The 23,863-nt window shown below is 49.2% G+C and carries 27 protein-coding genes; 4 read left to right on the forward strand and 23 right to left on the reverse strand.

The window, feature by feature from the left end; translation table 11 throughout:
* Nucleotides 1–2: 2 nt before the first annotated feature.
* From EAO33_RS03065 to EAO33_RS03090, 6 genes are read right to left on the reverse strand one after another with little or no spacing between them, the layout of a single operon-like run.
* Nucleotides 3–626: a DedA family protein gene (locus tag EAO33_RS03065; protein ID WP_120944887.1), complete on the reverse strand. Its 624-nt coding sequence runs from the start codon at nt 624–626 to the stop codon at nt 3–5.
* A gap of 19 nt (nt 627–645) precedes the next feature.
* Nucleotides 646–1,194: an adenine phosphoribosyltransferase gene (gene apt, locus EAO33_RS03070; protein WP_120944889.1), complete on the reverse strand. Its 549-nt coding sequence runs from the start codon at nt 1,192–1,194 to the stop codon at nt 646–648.
* Between the two features lie 8 nt (nt 1,195–1,202).
* Nucleotides 1,203–1,535, reverse strand: coding sequence for a hypothetical protein (locus EAO33_RS03075; protein WP_120944891.1), 333 nt, complete (start codon nt 1,533–1,535; stop codon nt 1,203–1,205).
* Nucleotides 1,529–1,963, reverse strand: a complete 435-nt coding sequence (gene rpiB, locus EAO33_RS03080; RefSeq protein ID WP_120944893.1) for a ribose 5-phosphate isomerase B — start codon at nt 1,961–1,963, stop codon at nt 1,529–1,531. Before rpiB ends, EAO33_RS03075 begins: the two co-directional genes overlap by 7 nt.
* On the reverse strand, nt 1,960–2,823 hold the full coding sequence (gene lepB, locus EAO33_RS03085; protein WP_407920460.1) for a signal peptidase I: 864 nt from the start codon (nt 2,821–2,823) through the stop codon (nt 1,960–1,962). Before lepB ends, rpiB begins: the two co-directional genes overlap by 4 nt.
* Entirely contained in the window at nt 2,811–3,659 is an 849-nt protein-coding gene (locus tag EAO33_RS03090; protein ID WP_120944897.1) for a bifunctional 5,10-methylenetetrahydrofolate dehydrogenase/5,10-methenyltetrahydrofolate cyclohydrolase, read from the reverse strand. Before EAO33_RS03090 ends, lepB begins: the two co-directional genes overlap by 13 nt.
* A gap of 57 nt (nt 3,660–3,716) precedes the next feature.
* Here EAO33_RS03090 and EAO33_RS03095 point away from each other — a divergent pair, with 57 nt between their 5' ends.
* Entirely contained in the window at nt 3,717–4,079 is a 363-nt protein-coding gene (locus EAO33_RS03095; RefSeq protein ID WP_120944974.1) for a c-type cytochrome, read from the forward strand.
* Here the strand turns inward: EAO33_RS03095 and thiC are convergent.
* Both thiC and EAO33_RS03105 read right to left on the reverse strand, forming a co-directional pair.
* On the reverse strand, nt 4,076–5,416 hold the full coding sequence (thiC, locus tag EAO33_RS03100; protein WP_120944899.1) for a phosphomethylpyrimidine synthase ThiC: 1,341 nt from the start codon (nt 5,414–5,416) through the stop codon (nt 4,076–4,078). The two genes, EAO33_RS03095 and thiC, sit on opposite strands and share 4 nt — an antisense overlap.
* A 54-nt stretch (nt 5,417–5,470) precedes the next feature.
* A complete protein-coding gene (locus EAO33_RS03105) occupies nt 5,471–5,980 on the reverse strand; it encodes a C40 family peptidase (protein WP_120944901.1) in 510 nt (169 codons plus the stop codon).
* A 130-nt stretch (nt 5,981–6,110) separates the two neighbouring features.
* Here EAO33_RS03105 and ispF point away from each other — a divergent pair, with 130 nt between their 5' ends.
* Both ispF and EAO33_RS03115 read left to right on the forward strand, forming a co-directional pair.
* On the forward strand, nt 6,111–7,304 hold the full coding sequence (gene ispF, locus EAO33_RS03110; RefSeq protein ID WP_235853017.1) for a 2-C-methyl-D-erythritol 2,4-cyclodiphosphate synthase: 1,194 nt from the start codon (nt 6,111–6,113) through the stop codon (nt 7,302–7,304).
* Nucleotides 7,291–8,169 (forward strand): response regulator, encoded by an 879-nt coding sequence (locus EAO33_RS03115; protein WP_120944904.1) that lies wholly within the window; start codon nt 7,291–7,293, stop codon nt 8,167–8,169. Before ispF ends, EAO33_RS03115 begins: the two co-directional genes overlap by 14 nt.
* On the opposite strand, the gene EAO33_RS03120 is transcribed toward EAO33_RS03115, so the two are convergent.
* From EAO33_RS03120 to trpA, 14 genes are read right to left on the reverse strand one after another with little or no spacing between them, the layout of a single operon-like run.
* Complete coding sequence (locus EAO33_RS03120; protein ID WP_120944906.1) at nt 8,162–8,749, reverse strand: ComF family protein; 588 nt, start codon at nt 8,747–8,749, stop codon at nt 8,162–8,164. The genes EAO33_RS03115 and EAO33_RS03120 overlap by 8 nt on opposite strands.
* Nucleotides 8,730–9,308 carry a dTMP kinase gene (tmk, locus tag EAO33_RS03125; protein ID WP_120944908.1) on the reverse strand — a complete coding sequence of 193 codons (579 nt, stop codon included), beginning with the start codon at nt 9,306–9,308 and terminating at the stop codon, nt 8,730–8,732. The genes EAO33_RS03120 and tmk overlap by 20 nt, the downstream gene beginning before the upstream one ends.
* Nucleotides 9,292–9,783 carry a pantetheine-phosphate adenylyltransferase gene (gene coaD, locus EAO33_RS03130; protein ID WP_120944910.1) on the reverse strand — a complete coding sequence of 164 codons (492 nt, stop codon included), beginning with the start codon at nt 9,781–9,783 and terminating at the stop codon, nt 9,292–9,294. Before coaD ends, tmk begins: the two co-directional genes overlap by 17 nt.
* Nucleotides 9,777–10,343: a UbiX family flavin prenyltransferase gene (locus EAO33_RS03135; protein ID WP_120944912.1), complete on the reverse strand. Its 567-nt coding sequence runs from the start codon at nt 10,341–10,343 to the stop codon at nt 9,777–9,779. The genes coaD and EAO33_RS03135 overlap by 7 nt, the downstream gene beginning before the upstream one ends.
* The gene (gene flgA, locus EAO33_RS03140) at nt 10,340–10,999 is read right to left on the reverse strand and encodes a flagellar basal body P-ring formation chaperone FlgA (RefSeq protein WP_120944914.1); all 660 of its coding nucleotides are present in this window, start codon (nt 10,997–10,999) and stop codon (nt 10,340–10,342) included. Before flgA ends, EAO33_RS03135 begins: the two co-directional genes overlap by 4 nt.
* Nucleotides 10,999–12,852, reverse strand: coding sequence for an ATP-dependent helicase (locus EAO33_RS03145; protein ID WP_120944916.1), 1,854 nt, complete (start codon nt 12,850–12,852; stop codon nt 10,999–11,001). The genes flgA and EAO33_RS03145 overlap by 1 nt, the downstream gene beginning before the upstream one ends.
* Nucleotides 12,849–15,302 carry a tetratricopeptide repeat protein gene (locus EAO33_RS03150; RefSeq protein ID WP_120944918.1) on the reverse strand — a complete coding sequence of 818 codons (2,454 nt, stop codon included), beginning with the start codon at nt 15,300–15,302 and terminating at the stop codon, nt 12,849–12,851. Before EAO33_RS03150 ends, EAO33_RS03145 begins: the two co-directional genes overlap by 4 nt.
* A 1-nt stretch (nt 15,303) precedes the next feature.
* Nucleotides 15,304–16,563: a serine--tRNA ligase gene (serS, locus tag EAO33_RS03155; RefSeq protein ID WP_120944920.1), complete on the reverse strand. Its 1,260-nt coding sequence runs from the start codon at nt 16,561–16,563 to the stop codon at nt 15,304–15,306.
* Nucleotides 16,556–17,368, reverse strand: a complete 813-nt coding sequence (locus tag EAO33_RS03160) for a carbon-nitrogen hydrolase family protein (RefSeq protein ID WP_120944922.1) — start codon at nt 17,366–17,368, stop codon at nt 16,556–16,558. Before EAO33_RS03160 ends, serS begins: the two co-directional genes overlap by 8 nt.
* A 2-nt stretch (nt 17,369–17,370) precedes the next feature.
* Nucleotides 17,371–18,141: a bifunctional demethylmenaquinone methyltransferase/2-methoxy-6-polyprenyl-1,4-benzoquinol methylase UbiE gene (gene ubiE / locus EAO33_RS03165; protein WP_235853018.1), complete on the reverse strand. Its 771-nt coding sequence runs from the start codon at nt 18,139–18,141 to the stop codon at nt 17,371–17,373.
* Complete coding sequence (gene hemJ, locus EAO33_RS03170; protein ID WP_235853027.1) at nt 18,138–18,518, reverse strand: protoporphyrinogen oxidase HemJ; 381 nt, start codon at nt 18,516–18,518, stop codon at nt 18,138–18,140. Before hemJ ends, ubiE begins: the two co-directional genes overlap by 4 nt.
* A 49-nt stretch (nt 18,519–18,567) precedes the next feature.
* The gene (locus EAO33_RS03175; RefSeq protein WP_120944926.1) at nt 18,568–19,122 is read right to left on the reverse strand and encodes a YigZ family protein; all 555 of its coding nucleotides are present in this window, start codon (nt 19,120–19,122) and stop codon (nt 18,568–18,570) included.
* A 4-nt stretch (nt 19,123–19,126) separates the two neighbouring features.
* The gene (locus EAO33_RS03180) at nt 19,127–19,771 is read right to left on the reverse strand and encodes an META domain-containing protein (RefSeq protein WP_120944928.1); all 645 of its coding nucleotides are present in this window, start codon (nt 19,769–19,771) and stop codon (nt 19,127–19,129) included.
* Between the two features lie 47 nt (nt 19,772–19,818).
* Entirely contained in the window at nt 19,819–20,610 is a 792-nt protein-coding gene (trpA, locus tag EAO33_RS03185; protein WP_120944980.1) for a tryptophan synthase subunit alpha, read from the reverse strand.
* Between the two features lie 78 nt (nt 20,611–20,688).
* Here trpA and EAO33_RS03190 point away from each other — a divergent pair, with 78 nt between their 5' ends.
* Nucleotides 20,689–21,591, forward strand: a complete 903-nt coding sequence (locus tag EAO33_RS03190) for a tetraacyldisaccharide 4'-kinase (protein ID WP_120944930.1) — start codon at nt 20,689–20,691, stop codon at nt 21,589–21,591.
* On the opposite strand, the gene EAO33_RS03195 is transcribed toward EAO33_RS03190, so the two are convergent.
* On the reverse strand, nt 21,588–23,810 hold the full coding sequence (locus EAO33_RS03195) for a polysaccharide lyase family 8 super-sandwich domain-containing protein (RefSeq protein ID WP_120944932.1): 2,223 nt from the start codon (nt 23,808–23,810) through the stop codon (nt 21,588–21,590). The two genes, EAO33_RS03190 and EAO33_RS03195, sit on opposite strands and share 4 nt — an antisense overlap.
* Nucleotides 23,811–23,863: the final 53 nt, after the last annotated feature.

The following is a 23,863-nucleotide window of genomic DNA, read 5'->3' on the forward strand; positions in this document are numbered from 1 at the left end:
CGCTATCCTTTCTTGAGTTTTAAGCCTTGCTGGACTTGTTGGATCTTTTTGTCAATCTTCTTGGTGTGGGTTTGGAAATACCAAAACACAAGTCCCAAGACACAGACCAATAGTAGTATAACAAGGTAAGGATAATGCTTAAGCACGCCCAACACTTGGAAAATTTGTTCTCCAAAAAACCACGCCAGCACGATCGTGATAGAAGCCCACACAAAAGCGCTTAACAAATTGATCAAGGCGAATTTGAGCGCGCTGTAGCGGGTGAGCCCAATACTAATAGGGATAATGGTGCGCATGCCATACATGTAGCGCTGGATAAAGATCACAAACCAGCCGTATTTTTGCAAGAGCAAATGCGCTAGGGCGAGTTTACGCCGTTGTTTCTCTAGTTTTTTATTGATGTAAGCCTTGCTGGTGCGCCCGATGTAAAAGTAGATTTGATCCCCGCTAAAGCCCCCCAAAGCCGCCACCACAATCGCCCATAGCAAGTGCATATGCCCGGCATAACAAGCCATGCCCGCTAAGATTAGACCTATTTCGCCCTCTAAGATACTCCAGAAAAATAAAATCACATAGCCCCAAGTGGCCGCGTAATTGTTCCATAATTCTATGATATAGGCTTCCATCAATGCCGACTTTGAACATTTAACATGGATACTCCAAAACACTAAAGACATTGACCTTTTCCCCCACCTTCTCTAAGCCCCCCAGTTCTCTTAAGCCAATTAAAAAGCAAGCTTCTAGGCACTTAGCCTGCAACCTGTCTAAAAGTTCCAAGCTGGCTAAGGCTGTGCCCCCCGTGGCGATCAGATCATCAACCAGCAAAACACGCGCGTCCTTGATCTCTCTTAGCGCATCTGTGTGTATTTCTAGGCTATCTACGCCGTATTCTAACTGGTAGTCCACCCGTATTGTCTTAAAAGGCAATTTCCCCTTTTTGCGCACGGGCACAAAGCCTGCCCCTAAGGCGTAAGCCAAAGCCGCCCCCAAAATGAATCCGCGCGCTTCAATCCCCACCACAAAATCAATGCTATGGTGTTGGTAGCGCAATTTCAAATTGTCTATGAGCTTGGCAAATAGAGTAGGGTGGTTGATAAGCGGGGTGATGTCCCTAAACAAAATGCCCGCTTTGGGGTAATCCTCTATCTCTCTAACACACTCATGAAGTTGGGTTTTAAATTTCTGGTTAAACATGCACTTCCTTATAGCAACGCTTCTATTTTTTGCTCCAATTCACGGATACGGGCTTTATATTGATCGGTTTCCAAGCGGTATTGGGCGTTGCGCTGCTTTAAGACCTTCACTTCATCTTTTAACATGTTCATCTCATGGGTGAGAATATCAATATTGCCCAGAGATCGCTGTAATTGCAACTGGTGCTTTTGGATCAGCACTTCTGCTTCCTGTAAGGTGAGTTTCATGGATGCGGCGTATTTTTCTTGGCGTTTGGCTACAGAGCGGTAAAAAAAGGCGCGAATCGCCATGTAAACCACGAACAAGACAATGAGAGTAACAATCATCCACTGGGCTAACATGGCATACCCTCCAACTTGGCGATGCGTCTAGCATGCCTACCCCCCTCGAACGCGCCTTGCAAAAAGGCTTCTAAAATGCTTTGAGCTACCCCAAAGCCCACCACATTTTGCCCCAAGCACAAGACATTCGCGTCATTGTGCAAACGCGCCATGGTCGCCATATACGCGTCTGTGCACAAAGCCGCGCGCACATGAGGCACTCTATTGCACGCCATGCTCATGCCAATCCCACTCCCACACACCACCACCCCCACCACCCCCTGTTTGATCTCTTGGGCAACTTGTTTGGCGATGTCGGGGTAATCCACCTTGATCCCCCTTGGGGGCTTAAACACGCGCAGGCGCGCCCCACGCGCCTGCAACACCCCTTGCAAAAACTCTGCTAAATCCAACCCGGCATGATCGCAACCTAGCACAATCTCCCTCATTTGCGCTCTCCAGCGATCGCTTCAAGCCCGCTTAGACTCTTAAACATGCGTTTCCAACGCACCTTAAACACATTCCTAGGATTGCTTGTGCCTTCGCTATTGGTTAGATTGAGACTAAAATATGTAAACCACGGTGTGCCCACGATGTGGCTATAGGGCACACTCCCCCAAAAACGCGAATCGCTACTGTCATCGCGGTTATCCCCGATCATAAAGAAGTGATCGGGTTGCACCTTGGTGTAAAACACCACCTCATCGCCCATATCTAATTCTTGCATACTCACCTTGAGGTCTGGATGATCTGGGAGTTGGTGGTGGTAGATCGCGCGCATCACATGAAAGGTTTGGTTGTGCTGGGCATAGAAAATCCCCTTGTGATCAGCTTGGTAGGGAGCAAAGACAAAGTCCTTCCCCATAAAGCGTTTGATCTTGTGTTGGGGGAAGTGTTTGGGAATGTAACTAGAATCGCTTTGGGCTTGAAAGGGGCGCAGATAAAAGCCCTCGGCATTGAAGATCACCTCATCGCCCCCTGTAGCAAAAAGTCTTTTGACCCAGTAGCCCTTATTGGTGTAGGGGATAAAGACCACAATTTCACCCCTTTGAGGTCTTTTGCCCTCAAATAAATGCCCATTCCCTCTAAAATCAGGAAGTAGGGAAAAATCCAGCCATGGGAGTCTAGGTAAGGGGATGCCATAGCTAAATTTTTTTACAAAGAGCATATCGCCTTCATAAAGAGTGCCTACCATCGAGCGCGAGGGGATGATGAAAGCTTGGGCGACAAAGAAGATCGCCAAGAGCACTAAGATGATTGTCCCTACCCAACTAGAAGCAAAGCGGTTAATCTTTTTTAACATGGGCACTCCCAAGAAGTTTTAGCCGCTAAAAGAGTGTTTTGCAATAGCGCGCTAATGGTCATAGGTCCCACGCCCTTAGGCACAGGGGTGATATGGCTCACCTTATGGCGCACCGCCTCAAAATCCACATCGCCCACAATCCTATCTCCCTGCTTATTGATTCCAATATCCACCACCACAGCACCCTCTTTAACCATGTCCGCTCCTATGAGTTTTGCACGCCCCACTCCCACGCATAAAATGTCTGCGCGCGCGCTATAGGCTTTTAAATCCTTAGTGAGAATGTGGCATAAACTCACGCTTGCCCCCGCGTTCAACATCAAGGACGCTAAGGGTTTGCCAATGATATTACTCGCCCCCACAACCACCACATCCTGACCCTTGACTTCAATGTTATAATGTTGCAAGAGTTGCATCACCCCCATCGCGGTGGCGGGCAAAAATCCCCTCAGTAAACTATTAGAATAAACCCGCCCTACATTGAGTGGGTGGAATCCATCCACATCTTTATGGGGTGCAATGGCTTCTAAAATCTCGCGCGTGTCCATGTGTGCGGGCAGGGGTAATTGCACCAAAATCCCATGCACGCTTGAGTCCGCATTGAGGGCATGCAATATTTCCAAGAGTTTGTCTTGAGAAGTGGAGTCTTCTAAATGCTGGAGTTGGCAGGTAAGTCCTACGCGCGCACAGGCTTTCATCTTCATGCTGACATACACCTGACTAGCCGGATTAGCGCCCACCAAGATCACCGCCAAAACAGGCGGTTTTTTTAACCGCGCCACTTCCTCCTGCAAGAGGCGTTCTTTGTGCTTTGCTAACGCCCACCCATCTAATAAGACCATATGCGTCCTAAGAACTTTTTGCGCTATTATAATCAAAAATCTTTGAAAAGGGCTGGTATGCGTCGAGCGTTCGCGCTGTGGTTGTGCTTAAGCGCTTTAGCGGGGGGCGCGCCCAATGCGCCCAAAAACAAAGAAAATAGCTTCATCACCATTTTAGAATATGGCAAGGAATTGTATAAAAACCCTAGAGATATTAGCTGTGTGAAATGCCATGGCTTGCTAGGCGAAGAAAAGGTGATCACGCGCTTTATCCAGCACCACAAGCCACGCGTTTTTAAAGCCCCTCCCATTTATAATTTGAGTTTTGAGCGATTCAAAAACGCCCTAGAGCGGGGGCGATCCATCATGCCTAAATACAATCTCACCCCCGAAGAGATCAAGGCGATCTATTACTACATCACCTCCACGCACAAGCACTAAGCCCCTTGGTTGTAGCGTTTAAACACCTCTTGGCTTACCTTGTAACTGCAAAACTTGGGTCCGCACATGGAGCAAAACTCCGCGTCTTTAAAGACCTCTTGGGGCAAGGCTTCATCGTGATACTCTCTAGCCCTGTCGGGATCTAAGGCAAGCTCAAATTGCTTGTTCCACTCAAAGGCATACCTCGCATCGCTCATCAAATCATCGCGCACGCGCGCATTGATACGCCCCCTAGCAATGTCAGCGGCATGGGCAGCAATTTTATAGGCTAAAATGCCCTCTCTCACATCTTTGGCATTGGGCAAGCCTAAATGTTCTTTGGGCGTTACATAGCACAACATCGCTACGCCCTTCCAGGCGGCTACACATGCCCCAATGGCACTAGCAATGTGATCGTAGCCAGCCGCAATGTCGGTTACTAGAGGTCCTAGCACATAGAAAGGAGCTTGGTTGCAAAACTCTTGTTGGAGTTTGACATTGCGCTCGATTTGGTTTAAAGGCACATGCCCGGGACCCTCGATCATCACCTGCACATCTTTTTCATAGGCGCGTTGGGCTAGCTCGCCTAGCACTTTCAATTCGGCAAATTGCGCGGTGTCGCTCGCATCGGCTAAACACCCGGGACGCAGCGAATCGCCCAAGCTCAAGCTCACATCGTATTGCTGGCAAATGGCTAAGATGTCATCAAAGGCTTCATAAAAAGGGTTTTGTTTGTGGTAGTGCATCATCCAAGCTGCCATCAAACTGCCTCCACGGCTCACAATCCCCATTTTGCGCTTACTTACAAAGGGCATGTGTTCGAGCAAAAATCCACAGTGGATAGTGAAGTAACTCACCCCTTGTTTGGCTTGTTTTTCTAGCACCCCTAACATCGTGTCGATGTCTAGTTTCATCACATCATTGTTCACATCATGCAGAATCTGATACATGGGCACCGTGCCAATGGGCACGCTTGAGGCTTTAATGATCTGCGCACGGATCGCGTCTAAATCCCCACCGGTGGATAAATCCATCACCGTGTCCGCCCCGTATTTGATGGCGGTTTGCAATTTCTCCACCTCCTCCTGTGTGGAGTGGATGATGGCAGAAGAGCCAATATTGGCGTTGATTTTGGTTTTGAGCGCAACTCCAATGCCCATAGGTTCTAAATGGGTGTGCGCAACATTAGCAGGGATGATCAAACGCCCGCGCGCCACCTCCGCGCGCACTAGATCGGGACTGACTTCCTCCACATTGGCAATATAAGCCATTTCTTCAGTGATCACACCCTTTTTAGCGTAGTGCAACTGGGTTTTAATGGGATCGTTGGTGCGCTTGGCGCAGTATTCACGACTCATAAGACTCCTTTATTTGAAAGTGTCTAAGACTAGCACATTTTTATCTGCTCTGCGCTAAAAAAGCGCGTTGCTGTCCAAATCCCATACCCGCCAATTATCAAAATATTTCCCCCTAAATTGCATTTCAATGTCTAGTAGTGTCCATTTGTCGCTGTCATGCACACCACTCAAGCACTCATAGACAAAACAATGGCAATTGCGCTCATAATCTTCTGTGGGGATACTTCCATAACGCAGTGTCTGCCCCACCATCGCGCGTGCGCGCTTGGCTGCCTCAGGGAAACCCACCGCCTGTGTGCCCTTGCAAGCGACATAAATGCTCAACGCTTGGGTGCCACTGATAAATTGCTTGGGGGTGGAGAGGCGCACTTGACCTGAGCCTAGTAATTCCACAATTTGGTTTTCTCCCACATAAATACCCGTGTGGGTGGTGGGACCATACAGACGGCAATACAGAATGCTCCCTAGCTTGGGGGTAACTTTGTCAAAGATCACATTATCCACAAAAGATTCGGCTAAATTCAGCGCGGCAGGGATGCCTAGAATTATGAGGGGTAAAGCCATAAACTTTCCTTTTAGTGGCATTAAGCGCAAAATTTTAACATAAAAACTCTTATCTTAATTCCTATTAAGTTTAAAAACGCTAGAATTGAAAGTTTTACTTTTTCTGCGTAAATCTTAAGAAGGGGCTTTTTTGGACGGGAATTTTCAGGTGTTTAAGCCCATGGGTCTTAGCCTCGTGCTGGCTGCTGCAGGGAAGGGCACGCGCTTTTTAGAGAGTTTGAAACACCCTATCAAGATCAAAAAGCAATGGTTGCTGGTGCGCTCCACGCCTTTGTGGCAACGGGTTTGTGAACAATTCATGCGCTTGGGGTGTTTTGAGCGCGTGGTGGTGGTGGCTGGTGATCGCATAGAACAGGTGTTCATGCAAGCGCGTTTGCCTGACGCGTGCGTGGTGGTAGGGGGGGAGAGTCGCCAAGAGAGCGTGCAAAACGCCTTAAAACAAGTGCAGAGTCCTTTGGTGGTGGTGAGCGATGTGGCGCGCTTTGGGCTGGATTTGGGGGTGCTTCATAATCTCTTGGATCGCATGCGTGATCCCAGTTTGCAAGCCATAGCCCCCGCTCTACCCCCCACAGACACGCTCATTTATCAAGATCGCCCCCTAGATCGCGATCACGCCCTTTGCGTGCAAACCCCCCAAGTGTGCCGGACTAACGCGCTCAAAAAGGCGTATAGTTTGGGGCGTTTTAGCGATGAAAGTAGCGCGTTGTTAGCCAGCGGGGCGCGCGTGGATTTTATCCCAGGAAGCGCGCATTTACACAAACTCACCACCGCAGGGGATTTAGCCATGCTAGCCCCCTTGCTAGACCCCCCAGCCCAGCATGTGGGTATGGGCTTTGATGTGCATGCCTTTGAGTCTAATAAGCCCTTGAAATTGGGGGGGGTGTTGATCAATCCTAGCGATTGCCAAAATTTGGGGCTAAAAGCCCATAGCGATGGCGATGTGCTCTTGCACGCGCTTTCTGACGCGCTCTTAGGGGCGATCAAGGGGGGGGATATTGGTATGTATTTTAGTGATCAAGATAGCGCGTTTGCCAATTTGGATTCTAGCGTGATTTTAGAGGCGATTCACGCTCTAGCCCAAAATATGGGGCATGAGATCAGCGGGGTGGATTTGAGTTTACTAGCCCAAATCCCCAAGATCGCCCCCTATAGGCAGCGCATTTGTGAGAATATCGCGCGCTTATTGCGCATTCCCCCCTATCTTGTCAATTTGAAAGCCAGCACAACAGAACATTTAGGATTTATTGGAAGAAAGGAAGGCATGGGGGCACAGGCTGTCGTGCAAACCAAAACCTACCCCCCCAAATACAATGAAAAGAGTTGAAAAAGTCTTGATTATTGAGGATGAGGTGCATTTAGCCCAGAGTATCGCCAACGCCCTAGCTGGGTTGGGTTATAAATGCCAAAGCGTGTCTAGTATTTTCCACAATTTCAAAGAAGACTACGATGTGGTGCTGGTGTCTTCTAAGGTTTGCGTGGATCGTTGCGAACACTTTGTGCGCAAGAACTCCAAGGCGATCACCATCATGATGGCTTCCTTCATTAGTGAAGATAGCGTGAATCGCCCCATCCAAGCGGGCGCTAGGGACTATATTCTCAAGCCCTTTAAAATGGACGATTTGATCCGCAAGATCACTTACCATAAGTCCTATCAAGAAACCCTGCAACGCGCCCGTCTGTATGACAAATATTTGGAGTTCATGCATGCCCCTAAGGATTTCAAGCCCCTTTTAGATCACAACCCCCCCTTCATTGTGCGTGCCCACGCCCAAAGCAGTGCGGATCTCTTTGCCCTGCACTACGCGCGCGCCAACCACCTGGATCTAGAATTTTTCTCTCTCAAGGACACCCCTCCAGAATCCATGCGTGGGGTGTTCTATGTTACCCATTTAGAAACCCTCAAAAGCGCAGAGCGCGACAAATGCTTAAAGGTCTTAAGCAAGCAACAAGCCATCATCTCCTATGTGGGCGCAGGACCCATAGAATTTGAAAGGGTGATCACCCTAGACACCAAGCAACCCCAAAGCACCCCTTTAGAATTACTCTCCATCCAAGATTACGAAAAATACGCGATCGTGCACTTTGGTCCCTTTTACACGGACACCCAATTAGCCAGACATCTAGGCATTAGCCGTAAATCTCTTTGGGAGAAGCGCCGGCGTTACAATTTACCCCGCAAGCCTAATTAGTCCCTAGTGCCAACACCACCCCAAAGTGCACCCGCACCCCAGCGTGCGCTAGAGTTTGCAAGGCTTGTTGCATAGTAGTTCCAGTGGTGAGAATATCATCTAGTAAAAAACAATCTAATCCCTCTTGCCCTTTGTAGATAAAGCCCTTGCTATGGCTTTGGCGGAAAGCTAGGCTTTGCCCGGCATAGGTGATCTCTTGCGTGGCTCTGAGTTGGTAATAGAGTGGGCTAAAGGGACTGTATTGGCAAAATTGCCTCAAGATCACGGCTGTGGGCGCGTAAGCGCGCTTGAGTGTGTCATCGATGCAAACCCCATGTAGGGGGTGGGGTAAATTAAGAGTGGGGTAGACTTGTTGCAAAAAGCTTGAGCGCGCCTTGCGGGCTAAAAGGGCTAAAAGGCGGCTTCCGATGTCGTGGTATTTGCTCTTTAACAACACTTTTACCTCATCATAGAGATAGAAGCCATAGACACTTATCCCCCCTAGCGCGCGCTTTAAGATCGTGGGGGTTAACAGGCTATCACAAGGCGCGCATACCAGGCTAAAGGGGCGCACCCATGTTTCACACAGCACACAGCGCATGCGCCAACACGATTTTTAACACGATTTCGTGCACCTGTTCTACACTCTTGGACGCGTCTATGCTATGCGTTGGCACGCCCAATAGGGTGGTGGCTTGCTCCAAGCGTTCCTGCACGCCCATGAGAAAATCCACCCCTTGAATTTCGATCCCATCGGGGTGTTTGGCGCGCAAACGCGCCTTTAAAGTGGGTTTATCTAGTTTTAAAAACAAGACAAAATGGGGCAATACATCTAAGTTGTGCGCGCAGTGTAATTCCCAAGCGCGTTCTAAATCATAGCCAGAATAAGCCAGTCCAGAGACAAGGCATCGATCGCTAAAGAGGAGTTTGTCTAAATTAGGCTTGATGACTTGTTCTACATGCACAGCTCGATCGGCTAAGAATAAGAGAAATTGGGTAGGGGGAGAAAAAGCGTTATGCAGGGCAGCATGGCGCAAGCGCTCCCCTAAGGGCGTGCCTCCGGGCTCACAGCTAAAGATCGCTTCAGGGAAGAGGGGTTTGAGTAAGTTAATTTGGGTGCTCTTCCCGCTTGTGTCCACCCCCTCAAAGGCGATCCACATCGCCTCTCCTTTGGATGAAATCCACTACACTAGAAGGCACGAGATGGGCGATTTGCCCCTTATGGGCTAAAATGCTACGCACCACAGAGGCACTAATGAAAGCGTTTTGCAGGGCGGGCATGAAGTAAATTGTTTCTAATTGCGGGTTTAAAGACTTGTTGGCATAACCCATTTGGAATTCAAATTCAAAATCGCTCAATGCTCTAAGCCCTCTAATAATATAACGCGCGTTGCGCTCCCTAGCTAAGTCCACCAAGAGTCCCTCAAAGCCCACGCACTCCACCCCCAAAGAGCTAACACTCAAGCGCATCATCTCTAGGCGTTCCTCTAGGCTAAAAAGAGGGGTTTTGGTTTTAGAGCGCGCGATAGCCACCACAAGTTTGCCAAACAAGGCATGCGCGCGCTGGATAATGTCCAAATGCCCATTGGTGATGGGATCAAAGGTGCCCGGGTAAATGGCGCAATGCTCTAGCATGGTTGTCCCCAACGCTTGTAAAGATGATTTTCAATCCCCAAAGCGTCCAACCACTTCCCCACTAAAAAGAGTTCCATGCTCTCTAGGGTTTTGGGTTGGGTGTAATAAGTGAGCATGGGAGGGGCAATACAGACCTGTGCGCGCGCCAAGATGCGCAAATTTTCTAAGGCGATAGCATGCAAGGGCAACTCCCTAGGGGCGATCAAGAGCTTTTTTTGCTCCTTTAACATCACAGCCGCGCAACGACTCATCAAATCATCGCAAATCCCATGCGCGATCTTGGCGATGATATTGAGACTAGCTGGGATGATCGCCATCGCTTGCGCCCCAAAGCTCCCCGAGGCGATGGGCGCGTCAATTTGGCGTTCCTCAAAGATGTTTAAGGGGCGTTGCATGGCTTTTAATGCGCTTTTAAGGCAAATTTGTTGTTCACAACGCGCCACGCGCTTGGCACTTTGGCTGATGATGACAAATAGGGTGTGTTCTTGGGGCACATGTTCTAGAAATTTTAAAGCCAATTGAGTCCCGCTAGCCCCACTAATGCCCAAGACCAATTTCATAGCACTTCGCCCTTAAGCAATCCGGTGATACGCACCTGCACGCGTCTTTTGCTCTCTATATTCAAGGCTTCGATCACTTGGTTTAAACTCCCATTTTGCAGGGCTTGCAAAGAGGTTTCTAAAGAAATGGGTCCGCTTTGCAAGGTGGCACTAAACATTTCGTTTTTGTAAACCAGAATCTTGGGCGCAATCTTGTCTATGCTCAAAAGGGTGTTGGGGGCTAAAAAACTCTTGGTGCTACTATTATTGATGTAAGAGGCATCTAGGGGCATGGTGTTGAATCGCTCAAAGGGCACGCTTTGGGAGTAGGTGTTGCTAGAGTCCAAATTGACATCTTTTTTGAGCATGTTCTTGGTTTTAAAGACTTCAATTTGGGCGATCACTTGGTATTTGAGTAAAGCCTGTCCCACGCGCACCAAACCCTCGTTTTTCAAAAACTGGGGGGGACGCAGGTTTAAAGGAGGCTTAGCTTGGGCTAAAAAGGCATCTAGGCGCGCTTGATCCCCGCTGACTAATTGCACTTGCACAGAGGTGATATGGAAGTGATAGGCATGGTAAAAATTCTGGTAGGCTTCTTGGATTTGCTGGGCGAGCAGGGCGATCGAGTCGCCAAATAGGCATTGCCAGCACAATAAGCTCAAGAAAAGCGCGCGCACTAACACCCCTTGATGATCTCTTTGAGGAAGGCTGAGGGGCGCAAGCCGTGTTGCAAAGTGTTAAAGTAGACTCTTTGTTGCGCGCTACACAAGTAAAGTTCCTCCTTAGCCCGCGTGATAGCCACATAGCACAAACGCCGCTCCTCTTCTAAATCCGCCTTGTAATAGGGAAAAAACCCCTCTTCAAAACCCACCACAAACACGACTCTAAATTCTAGCCCCTTAGCGGCGTGCACACTCATGCAAGAGAGCGCGTGCTGGGCTTTGGGGGTGGGTTCCTCTAAGACACTCTGCTCTAAAAAACTGCCTAGATTGGCTTGGGGCTCTTGCAGGTGCTCGTCTAACATGGATTCAAAGGCGTGTAAGTATTCTAATTCCTCCTCCTCATAGTGTATCTGCAAGGGCACGGCTTTCAAGAGGGCAGAAAACACCTGCTTGGGGGGGGTTTGTGCAAGCGCATCTAAGAGAGCGCAAAACTCCTTTAGGGCTTTGAGCGATCTTTTGGCTAGCACGCCTTGGAGCTGATCTTGTTGGCAGAGTTGATAAAGGCTACATCGGCGCGCTTGGCTAAGTTCTTGGAGTTTTTTAAGGCTATGACTCCCTATGCCCCTAGGGGGGGTGTTTATCACCCTAAGCAAGCTGGCATCATCATTGGGGTTGCTAACCACGCGCACATAGGCGAGTAGGTCCTTGATGATGGCGCGCTCAAAAAACCCGGTAGCCCCCACAACCCTATAAGGAATATCCGCCCGGCGCAAGCCCTCTTCAATCCCCTTAACTAGCATGTTAAAGCGGTATAAGATCGCCATTTGGTTATAGGGGATGCCCCGCTTGGCACATTCTAAAATCGTCTTGATTAAAAAAGCGTTTTCGGCTTGGTCGTCTAAGAAATGCTTGAAGACTAGGTGCTGGTGGGTGGGGATGGGGTTGTGGCTAAAGAGGACCTTTTGGTGGCGGCGCGTGTTGTGCTGGATTAGGGTGTTCGCGCATGCCACGATGTCTTTAGAGGATCGGTAATTTTGCTCTAACTTCACCACCTTAGCTTGGGGGAAATGATCGCTAAACTCTAGGATATTGTTGATGTCAGCCCCCCTAAAACCATAGATGCTTTGATCGTCATCGCCCACCACGCATAAATTTTGGTGGGCGCTGCAGAGTTTTTGCAATAGCTTGAATTGGAGGGGGTTGGTGTCTTGGTATTCATCTACCATGATAAATTCATAGCGTTGGCTGGTGTCCATGGCGAGTTCATGGTAGGCTTCTAGCAGGGCGTAGGGCAGTGTGAGCAAGTCGTCTAAATCTATCCCATTGTGTTCTAGCAAAATATCTTGGTAGGCTTGATAAGCCCTTTGGGTGTCGGCATAACAATCGCGCAGGGCGATTTGGTGGTTTTTCACCATAGAAATGTATTTGAGGGCATTGCCCAAATAAGCCTTTTCTTCTATGTGTGGGGGTTTGTGCTTTAAAATCGCCTCTCTGCTTAGGGTTTTGGCTTCTTGGGGAGATAGGAGCTTGAAATCTTGCATATCGAACAAATGGGCATGCTGTTTGAGAAAAAAGAGTCCAAACTTATGGAAGGTGGTAAGTAGGGGGGGGTTTGGATCAACATACCCGCACGCGCGCAAGAGGGCGTTAGCGCGCTCTCTCATCTCACAAGCGGCTTTATTAGTGAAGGTAAGGGTGAGCGTGTTTTCAGGACGCACCCTTTCACAGGCTAACAAATAGGCTAGACGCGTGGTAAGGGTTTTGGTTTTGCCACTGCCCGCCCCGGCTAAAATGAGTAGGGGACCTCTGGTGTGCATACAGGCTTGCGCTTGGGGGGTGCTCAAGCCCGCTAAGAGTTTGTTTTTCATCGGAAGTCTTCTTGGTTGGTGGGGGGTTCGATAATGAAGTCTAAATAGGTGGATTGGAAATCCCTATCCTTAATCGCCCCAAAGTGGTTTAAACTCGCCTCTAAATTCCCATTGTGCTGGTAGAGTAATCCCAAACCATAGCGCACATCGTAATTATTGGGCAACTTGGTTTTGGCAAATTCTAAGATCAAAGCCGCATCGCTGTAGCGTTTCAGGGCGATATTTGCCAAAGCCCCTAACATTAGGGGTTCAGCGTCTGTTTCCTTGCGCTCATCAATGAGAAAATTAAACAAACTAACCGCCTTTTCGTATTTCTTTTGAAAAATGCTAATGAGAGCTAGCATGCGCACTAAATCCGTGCTCAAATCCGGATCTTGAGTCGCGCTTAGGCGCAAGCTGAGTTCTCTTTCTTGCTGGTTTAATAGCCCTGTGATAAAGCCCAAGTAAATATACATTTTACGCGCCAACAAGGGACCATGCACAAGCTCTTCCCAGTTCATATGCTTATTAGTCAAAAAGGCGTAAGCCCCTAACATCTGTTTGATGTCCGCGCGGTATTTGAGCATCATCTCATAAAACAGATTGGTGAGCATGTTATCTGGTTGCATGGCTTGCAAAGCCTTAAAGCTCTCCACAAGGCGTTGTTTATCATGGGCTTTGTGCGCGTAAGCGATATTGAGCGCGTAGTAAATTTTAAGGGGTTTGCGCACATGGCTTAACCAACTCAAGTCATCATTGCTCGCGTCGTTGAGATAGGCGATGAAGGAGTGCAAGAAGGCGCGCTGAGTCTTGCTGGTGAAATTCATCGCCTGAAACTCTGTGGTGAGCCTTTTTAAAAACATCTGTGTGTCTTCGTAGTTGAGTCGCCCAGCCAACACGGCAAAGATACCCGCTAAAACATTACGGCTATCTAGGTAGTAAGATTTCTTAAAATGGAAGCTCGCGTGGTCGAAATCTTCTAGTTGGGCGTAGATGAGCGCGGCGTTATAGTGGCTCACCGCGTTATTGGGGTTGGCTTGCAGGGCTAATTTGAGCTGGCGCAACGCGCTCCTCAAGTGGGATTTTCCCACATCTTTAAGGGCGATCAAGGTGTATTGATCCGAAGTGCTCATGTCCTTGCCCGTGTCTAGAGCTTTTAGCGCGCTTTGCAAATCCATAGCCCCATTGGTGTCCACAAAAGAAACCCCCTCTTGCACCGCTGTCAACCCGCCTTTGACATCTATGAGATTGAAGGGCGCATAATAGAAAAAGATACGGTAAATAGGCAAGCCAATGCTCTCTTTAAAATTGTTCTTCCAAAAGTCGCGCCTCACGGTGTTGATGTCAAAAAAGCGGGCGTTGAGGATGGGGGCGATGGGGTAGGTGTCGCTTAGGATTTTGAGTTTATGCGTGTCATTGGCGCTGTGCTGGTTGAGAAAATCCAGCATACGGCTCGCTTCAATGAGATTGCCCATTTTTAAATAGATGATCTCCATAGCCATGAACGCGCTCATGTCCTCAGGGTATTGATCGCTGTAGCGTTTGAGGTGTCCTAACGCGCCATCGTAATCTCCCAAGCGCGCGGCTAGCAAACCTAGGGCTTTTTGATCTTTGGGTGTAGAGACCGCGTCCAAATTGTCGAGCGCGTTTTGCGCATCCCCAAAGAGAAGATAAATTTTGCTAGCCAACCTTTGGCGCGCGCTTTTAAACAGCGTAAAATTAGAGTGGTTTAAGGTGGATAGGGTTTCAAAATAATGCCCCCCGTAGTAAAGCCCTAGCGCGTAAGTGTAGGCATAAACGGGCTGGTTGGCGATCTCAGGGAGATGTTGCATGGTGAGTTTCAAATAGCGGGTGTATAAATCCATGTTATTGAGATAAAAAGCGGCGACCATCGCGTTGATCGCGTTCACACTGGTGTTTTGCCCGGATTTAATGGCGTTATTGAAGGCCACAAGCGCGCCGGTGTAGTCGTGTTCGCGCATTTTAATCACGCCCAAATTGTGGTTAGCGATACTAGAAGAGAGGCGCGAAATATCATTGAAGATATTGAGGGCTTCTTGCTGTTGACCTCGCTGGTAGAGAATATCGGCTTTGGCGATCAGGGCATTGATCTGTTCTTCATTGCTCAAGCGAATCGCACTGCCTTCCTGCAAGGTGGGCAAGCGGGCAAAATCCTCATCTTGACTGGCATTACTTCTCTCGCGCTCTTTTTGGAGTTGCCCCTCCGCTTCTAAAAGCTCTTTGCGCTCGCTACGGTGCTTGTGGTGGATTGCCACTGAGATACCCAAGATCAACAACACAAGGACTAAAACCCCCCCACCCACGCCTATGGCTAATTTGGGGTGTTCTTTGATCCCAGCTAGGCTATTGGTGATCTTCTCAAAAGCGGTGTGGCTGAAGACCTGCTTGAGAGATTGCAATGACACGCCGAATTTGGATTTATTGGCGTTATTATTATTGTCATCAACCATGCTACACCCAGCTTTTCAAATAGGGTTCTAAGACTTTGGGGATGTGAATCTCCCCATGGCGATCTTGGTGGTTTTCCATGAGGGCAACCAAAGTGCGCCCTACAGCCAAAGAGGAGCCATTGAGAGTATGCACTAGCGCGTTTTTCTTGCCTTCTTTGTAGCGGATTTTAGCCCGCCGGGCTTGGAAATCGCGCGTGTTAGACACCGAGCTAATCTCGCGATAACACCCCTGCCCGGGCAACCACACCTCAATATCCACCGTGTTACTTGCGCTAAAACCTAGATCGCCACTGCAAAGTTGCACAAAGCGATGGGGGAGCTCTAGGGCGCACAAGATCGCGCTGGCTGCCTCTAACATCTTTTCTTGCATGCGATCACTTTCATCAGGGTGGGTGAGCGCGACTAACTCCACCTTGTCAAATTGGTGTTGGCGAATCATGCCATGTGTGTCCTTAGAAGCGCTCCCGGCCTCTTTGCGAAAACATGGCGTGCAAGCGGTCATCATAATAGGCAAATCCTCTAGGGGCAAAATCTCATCGGCGTAAAGATTGGTCAAGCTCACCTCAGAAGTGGGGATCAAATACAGCGATTCGTCCTCAATCTTAAAAAGGTCTTCTTGGAATTTAGGGAGTTGCCCCGTGCCAAACAGACTTGCGCTATTGACAACCACCGGCGGGCTGACAATCTCAAAGCCACGCGCGGCATTGGAGTCGAGCATAAAATTAGCCAACGCGCGGTGCAGTAACGCCCCTTGGGCGCGCAAGACATTGAAGCGACTCTTAGAGATCTTCACCGCCCTCTCAAAGTCGATCCAGCCATTTTTTTGGGCAAGTGTGTGGTGTTCTTGGGGGGGGAAGTCAAAACTCTTAGGGGTTAACACCCTCTTGATCTCCACATTATCCTCTTCATCTTTGCCAAAGGGGGTAGCCAAATCTAACAAATTGGGGATACCCGCCAAAAGGGTGTCTAGCTTGTCTTCTAAGGTGTTGGCTTGGGCTTGCAGGTGGGCGATCTTGCTCTTGTTTTGCTCTAGAGAAATTTTGATCTTATCAGCCTGTGGGTCATTTTGGCGTTGTGCGGTGTAGAAGTCTTTAGAGATCTTGTTTTGGAAGGCTTGTGCTTCTTCAAGTTGGAGCTTTTGGGCTTTAAACTCCAGCAACACCCCCTTTAACTCCAGTAAAACTTGGGGATTTACAAAGCGTTTTTGCAGGTTTTCTACCACACCCTCAAAATCTTTCAGCAATAATTTTTTATCAATCATGGAACTCTCCTAGATGAGTTTTAGGGGTTCTAAAGCCCCATTCGCGCGCCCATGCGTCCAAATAAGCCTTTTGCACCTCTAGGTGCAAAACCCCCTCTTGCCCCTGCAAGCTGTCTTCAATCTGTCCATTGGGCAGAGCCACAAAGCTATCCCCATAAAAACGCCAAGCAAGATTGCATTTGTGTTCTTGGTAATACTCTTGGCGCACCATGCCCACTCGATTAGCGCGCGCCACTAACATAGAATTACAAAAAGCGCGCGCGCTACACACGGCACGCCAGCGATCAAAGGACTCAAAGGTGCTAGCTGTGCTCAACAGCACCATATCCACGCTGGCTTCCTGCAACATCACCCATAGCTTGTCAAAGTGCAATTCATAGCCAAAGAGCAAGGCGATCTTAATGCCCTCTAACACGAAATTTAAGGGCATTTGTAATTCCTGGTGCGGGTTAGCAAAAAAGGCGCGCTCATTCCAATGATCAAAGGCGATCAAGCGTTGTTGGAGGCAGTAGCGCGTGTGCTTAGGGCTAATCCACGCCATTTGTTTGTAGAGCTTGTGATCTTGCAATGACAAAGTGGGCAGGGCTAAATGCACCCCCCTTTGGCGCGCTAGGGTTTCTAGCTGGGCTTGGCGGGCTTGGGCTTGGCTGGCGCAGTGTTGCGGATCGCTTTTGAGTAGATCCAAAAAGAACGGGCTTAACACATACTCGGGAAAAAGGCACAGCGCGCCCTCAGGGATTTGGGCTAAATTCCTTTGCAAGAACTCTAAATCTAGGCGCGCTATTTGGAAGATCGCTAGGTGCATGCTTACCCTTGTGCGTTTTTGAGCGCTACAATGCAAGACACGCTCTTACATAGGTAGTGCTTTTTCTCCACCACCTCCAAGCCCACCGCATTGAGCTCGTCTTCTAATTCGTCCACACTAATAAAACCCTCAATAGAAGCGGGCAAATAGGCATAAGCCTTGTAGTTGCGGCTAAGTAACATGCCAAAGATGGGCAAAATCTTAGCCGTGTAAAAATGCGCCAAAGTGCCTAAAATCCCGCGTTGATCGCAACGCATAAACTCTAGCACTAGCAACACTCCGTCCTTTTTAAGTGTGCGGCTAAATTCGCTCAGGGCTTGTTGCCTCTCTAGAACATTGCGTAAACCATAGGCGATAGCAATTAAATCCAAACTTTGGTTAGGCAATATGGAGAGATCCTTAGCCTGCAAGCACTCTAAAGAAATACAGGGGTGATCTTTAGCGCGCGTGGCGATCTTAGCTTGGGCGAGGTGCAACATCTCTTTAGAAGGATCGATCCCATAAATATGCGCCACACTTCCCCCAGACATCTCCAGCGCGCTTAAAATGTGCAAGAGCATGTCAGCTGTGCCACAAGCCACATCGGCTACGCGCAAACCGCGCAAATTCCCCCTAAAGGCGTAGACCCAGTGCAAAGCGCGCGCGATCGAATCCTTGCGCCATCTCTCATCTTGTTTGAAACTCAATAGGCGATTCGTGCTGTCATAAGTGGGCGCAATGGCATCAAACATGCCAATGATCTGATCTTGTTTGTGCTCGCGCCCTGAGCTCAAAAGAATTTCCCCACCACGCAAAAGACGATCACGATCATGCAGATTGTGGGCACTTCGTTGATCCACCTAAAGAAAGACGGGCTTTTATACGCGCTATCGTGGCGCAATGCGCGCATGAACTTTTTGCACATGAAGTGGTAGTGCAATAAGATCAGCACGCAGAGCAATTTCAAGTGCAACCACCCATGGTGGAAGACTTCTGTGCCTAAGATATAGAGCAAGAGCACTCCGCTGAGCACAGAGAGCACCATAGCAGGCATGGCGATGTAGCCATAGAGTTTGTCCTCTTGCACCTGCACGATGCGCACAAACTCCTGTTTGTCTATGTTTTCACGGTGGTAGACTAACAAGCGAGGCAGATACAACAACGCCGCCATCCAAGAGATGATCGAAATCACATGCACGATCTTAAGCCACACATATAAATTATCCACACACTTCTCCTAAAATATTCAAGGCTTGCGCGCCTTTTAAGCGCACCCACACGCCCTCTAATTCCAAACCCTGTTTTTCTAAGACCACGCCACACTTTTTAGCCCGCGCGCTCAGGGTGTCTAGCTTGGCATAGGGCACAAAGCGCAATAGGGGTTCTTCAAAAACCTCTAGGGCGTTTGTGGCGTGCATTTCTTGGATACAAAGTTGCACACTGGTCGCATAGGCTTTCATCAACCCCCCCACCCCCAAGAGCACCCCCCCAAAGTAGCGCACCACGATCACCGCGCTTTGGCATAAATCTTCATGGCGCAAGATGTCCAAAAGCGCGCGCGCGCTGTTTTTGGGTTCTTTGCCCTCATGCAAGGCTTCTTGGACTTGCCCTTTTTGCACACGGCGGTAGGCATACAAGATATGGCGCGCCTTGTGGTGTTCTTGCTGGATTTGGGCTAGAGTGTTTTCAAAGCGCGCGCTAGGCATTAAAAAGCCCAAGAATAGTGAACCCTTAACTTTGTGCTTGGATTGTATAGAGGTGTTGAGCGTATACATGGCTTCAATGTTGCAAGTAGATTTGCATTTTTTGGTTATCTAGCACCAAAGTCTTTTTATCGCGCGTGATGGTAAAAAGCCCTTGTAAATGCCCATAAAAGGCTAATTCAAAAGCCATTAATTTCTCATTCTTGCACACCCGGCGCGAAATGCCCTTGTCTTCAATGTGGAGATGATCGTCATCGCGAAACGCGTAACTGATGAAATACTTATTGCAATAAGCCGTCCCATAGGCGCGTAATTGTTTTTGATCGAATTCCACACGCCCTATGGGGCTACTGGCGATCGCGTTGGCGTATTTGGGGTCTTGGGCGTTTTGGCGGTTGCGCGCGATGTCCTCTTGGAGGCGTTGGATGTCGCTTTTAATCAAGGAAGTATCGGGGGGCAAGCCCTGCGCGTTGAGATTTTTGATCTTGGTTTCTAGTTGCGCTTTGAGTAAATCCAATTTGTCCTTAGGGGCGGGGGGTTGGGGGTTGATCGCCTCTAAAATGAGATCGGCGGTGTTAAAGCTCTGTCCGTCCATCACCACGCGCACAATGCGGTAGGAGTTATAGGCAAAATCCTTGCTAAAAAAACGCACCAAAAAACACCCACTCAAAAATAAGGCGATCAGGCACAAGCCCAAGCCCCAGCGCGCGCCCTTACCCATAACTCCAAAAACACTTCCTCGCACTCCAGCCCCTTACGCGTTAAAGCCTAATTATAGCATAAGCCCGCGCGCATATGTTGCACGAAAATACGCAAACGCGCTAGCATGGTTTCCACATCGTCTAAATGCGCTTGCAGGATTTGCACCAACGCCGAACCCACGATCACCCCTTGCGCGCCCATTTGCAGGGCTACTTGGGCATGTTCAGGTTTAGAAATACCAAAACCTAGCAAACAAGGGGTGTTACCATGCGTGCGCAACTGGGCAATGACCTCTTTTGCCCCTCTTTGCAAACACTCCTGGGTCCCTGTAACCCCCGCGCGGGCTAGCACATAAATATAGGCGTGGCTGAGTCTAGCAATTTGCTCTAAGTGGGTAGGAGAAGTGTGGGGGGCAGCGATGAAAATAGGGGCGATGCGGTGTTTTTGCGCGCTTTGCAAAAAGGGCGCGCTCTCAAATAGGGGCACATCGGCTACCAGCACACTATCCACCCCGTTTTCCAAACAGGCACGATAAAAATCCTCAATGCCAAAGCGGTGCACCAAATTCGCATACACCAATAAACCAATGGGGATGTGGGCGTTATAGGCGCGGATTTTTGCTAGCCATGCAAAGTTGGCGCGCATGCTCACCCCAGCGCGCAACGCGCGCACATGGCTAGCTTGAATCGCCGCCCCATCGGCTATTGGATCCGAGAAAGCAAACCCCAATTCGAGCGCATCCACCTCCAAATCTATTAGGGTTTTCACCACGCTAAAACTCACCTCATAGCAGGGATCGCCCAACATCACAAAGGGCACAAACACCCCGGGTTTTTCAAGTGCTTTTTTGTATCTCATGGGGGCTACATCGGCACACAAGTTAAACGCTAAAAGCCTTAAGCTTAACTTGTGCATAATCCCCTAAAAAGCAATAAAATGACTTGGATTGAGAACTATTTTTATGCGCCCAGCCTCCCCCAAAAGATTTTAGCCTACACACTCTACCCCTTTAGCCTTGTCTATGGGGGTGTGGCTACGATCAAACGCGCCCTAGCCCCCTATGAAGACTTGGGCTTGCCCATTATTAGCGTGGGGAATTTGGTGGTGGGGGGGAGTGGCAAAACCCCCTTTATTTTAGAGATCGCCAAAGCCCTAGAACCCTTGCATGTGGGGGTGGTGAGTCGGGGTTATAAGCGCGCTTCTAGGGGTTTGGTGGTGGTGAGCCAGCGCGCTCAAGTGCTAGTACCCCAAGAGTGTGCGGGCGATGAAGCCTATCTTTATGCGCTAAATTTGAAGGCGAGTGTCATTGTGAGCGCGGATCGCAAAGCTGGGGTGCTAAAAGCCAAAGCCTTAGGGGCGCAGGTGGTGTTGCTAGATGATGGGTTTCGCTTTAATTTTAAGAAACTCAATATCGTGTTACAACCCGCGCGCGCGCCTTACTTTAACTTTGTGTTGCCCAGCGGGGCGTTTCGCGAATTTCCCCGCAATTACAGCCAAGCGGATATGCTCTTGCAAGAAGGGCGCGATTACACGCGCCAAGTTTGGGTGCGCGATCCTACACCCAGAATGATCTTAGTGAGCGCAATTGCTAACCCCAGTCGTTTAGACCCCTTTTTGCCCGCGCAAGTGGTGCACAAACTCTACTTTAGAGATCATGCCCGTTTTGATCTGCGCGTTTTAGAACAAGCCTACCAAGCCCACCAAGCCACTTCTTTATTGGTTACCACTAAAGACGCGGTGAAACTTAGAGACTGCCCCCTGCCTTTGAGTGTGCTAGAACTCAGCCTAGAGATCGCGCCCGCTTATAAGCAAGCCATCTTAGATTACGCGCAAGTCTAGAGCTTTAGCAAATCCAACACCAAAGAAGCTCCTAAGGCGGGGGGTTGCAAGCTTAGTAATGTGCGATCGCCCTTGTGGGCAACTTGGACGCTTGGGCTGGGCTGGGCTAGGGCGTATTTGCCATCAATGATAATGGTGGTAGGTTGGGCGCGCTGGCTAGGATCGGCGACACTGAGTTGTAAGCCCTTGGGAGTGGTGATCTCTAAAAGAGAAAGCGCGTCTGTCAAATAGAGATTGGCGATTTTGAGCCCCCCGTGCTGGTATTTATTGACGGCTAAGAGGTGTTTAGACTTGACGCGCACGGCATGGTATGAATCCTTTTGGGCTAAGATCACTATGTCGTCAATGGGGTAGGTTTCCACCTGCGCTTTAGAAAAGTTGGGGAGCACCAAATAGGCGTAAGTGGCTTGGGGGGTGGTGTGCGTGATGAGGGCTTGCAAAAAGGGCGCGCGCAACACAAGGGGGGATTTGCCCCCAATTTGGGCGTAACTCCCACTTCTTAGCACTTCTTGAACGGACACGCGTAAGTCTTGCATGAGAATATAGCCGATGTTAAAACGCTTGGTGGGGTTGGTGAAGTTGAAAAAATCCCCTCTTTTGGACAGAGTGGCTAAAGCACTAAGGGGTTTACCATTGGCTTCAACGCTAATATGGTCTGTGGGGTTGATCTTTCTATTGTCTATGGTGGTGATGGCTTGCTTGGGGCTATGCACATTGCCTAGGGCTAATAGCGCCCCATCTAGGAACAAGTAGGATTTTTTGGCGCGCAAATCCCCTGAGCGAAAATCCATCCCCACAAAGCCATAGTGTCCATTAGACACGCCCCCCACCCAAGTTTGGCTACTTAATTTCCCCTTACTAGGGGGTTCTTGGGTGGTGTTCTCAGTGGTTCCGGGCAATTTAAAGGGATCCACAAGGGGCCAATAATCTATAAACGCCCTAGCATCTCTGCCATAAATATAAGTCATCCCATCGCTGGTGTCAAACCCCTTGAGATTTTCTCCGTTCATTCTCTCGTAGTTCAAAATCCGCTTGGAGTGCATGGCTAGCACAATATTACCCCCCACCACGCGATCCATCGCCCCAAAAATACGCACAGAATCTAGGCGCAAGGGAGCCAGATCGCTCTTGGCGATTTGTTCTAGGGCTTGCTTTATGAAGGTGTGCTTGATGGTGGGGTGGAATTTCAAATTGTCCTTGATGAGTTGTTGGAGGGGGATTTTATAGGGGGGCGGTGCGTGCTGGGCTAAGATCGCCAAAGCAAAGATGAGACTCGAGGCGCGGCTAAAGTCATCTTCGCGATCACGGCTGATCGATCGCCCACATATTGAAGCGTTCAACCCCCCTTGGATCAAAAAATACGGGTAGGATTTGAGCACACTCGCATACAAACTAGGGCTAATCAAGTCTGCTTGCATAAAGCGCGTGTGATCTAACACCCACATGAACAGGGCTAAACCCCTCAGCAACACCAGCCCATAAGACCCATTAGAGGGGACATGTTGGTGCTGGATAAACGATCCGTCCGCATAAAAGCCATCGCCATGATCTACGATTTGGGACACCGGGCGCAGGGCATCAAGGGCTTGTTGGATTTGGGCAGTGTCATTTTCAAGCGCGCCCCTTATCAAGCTGATGAACGCGCTATCCACCCGGTTAGCCCCCTGACTTAGTCTTGGCTTGGGGTTGCTACTCACACGCGCCCCTGCGCTTAAGCCTGAATAGCGCGCATCGGGTTGGTAGTATGTTTGGGCACTCAAGAGTTTAGCGCGCAAGGCTGTGGGGATAAAAGTCGCCCCCAGCACCAAGATCTCATTGAGAAGTTTGGGAATCCCAATTTCATAATGCCACCAATTACCTCTTTCAAGCCCCCCCACGACATAGTAACGCGCAACCACCTCTAGGGCTTGCACGATTTGTAGTTGGAGTGTTGGGCTGTGGTAATAGGGATTCTTAGGGGTTTGTTCTAATTTGAGCAAATCTTCAATGCCTGCTAGTGTGGCTTGTAATGGCTTGCCTGAGCTTAGATCAAGATAGGAGCTAAAGACATGACTAGAGGACAAGTCCCACTGCTCTAAAGCCCTGCGCCCCCTTTTGAGATAAAGAGCGCTTTGGCTAGGCTCTAGCAAATAACGCTTAAAATTTTCTTGTAGGTGTTGCAAAGAGGTGTCCGCCTCCAACACCATAGCAATAAGACAGATCAACACCAAATGCGCCATAACAACCTTTTAATCTCATTTGGCAAATAAAGCCCAAATTAAGACGATCCTAA

The organism is Helicobacter labacensis (assembly GCF_003660285.1).
Taxonomy (GTDB): domain Bacteria; phylum Campylobacterota; class Campylobacteria; order Campylobacterales; family Helicobacteraceae; genus Helicobacter; species Helicobacter labacensis.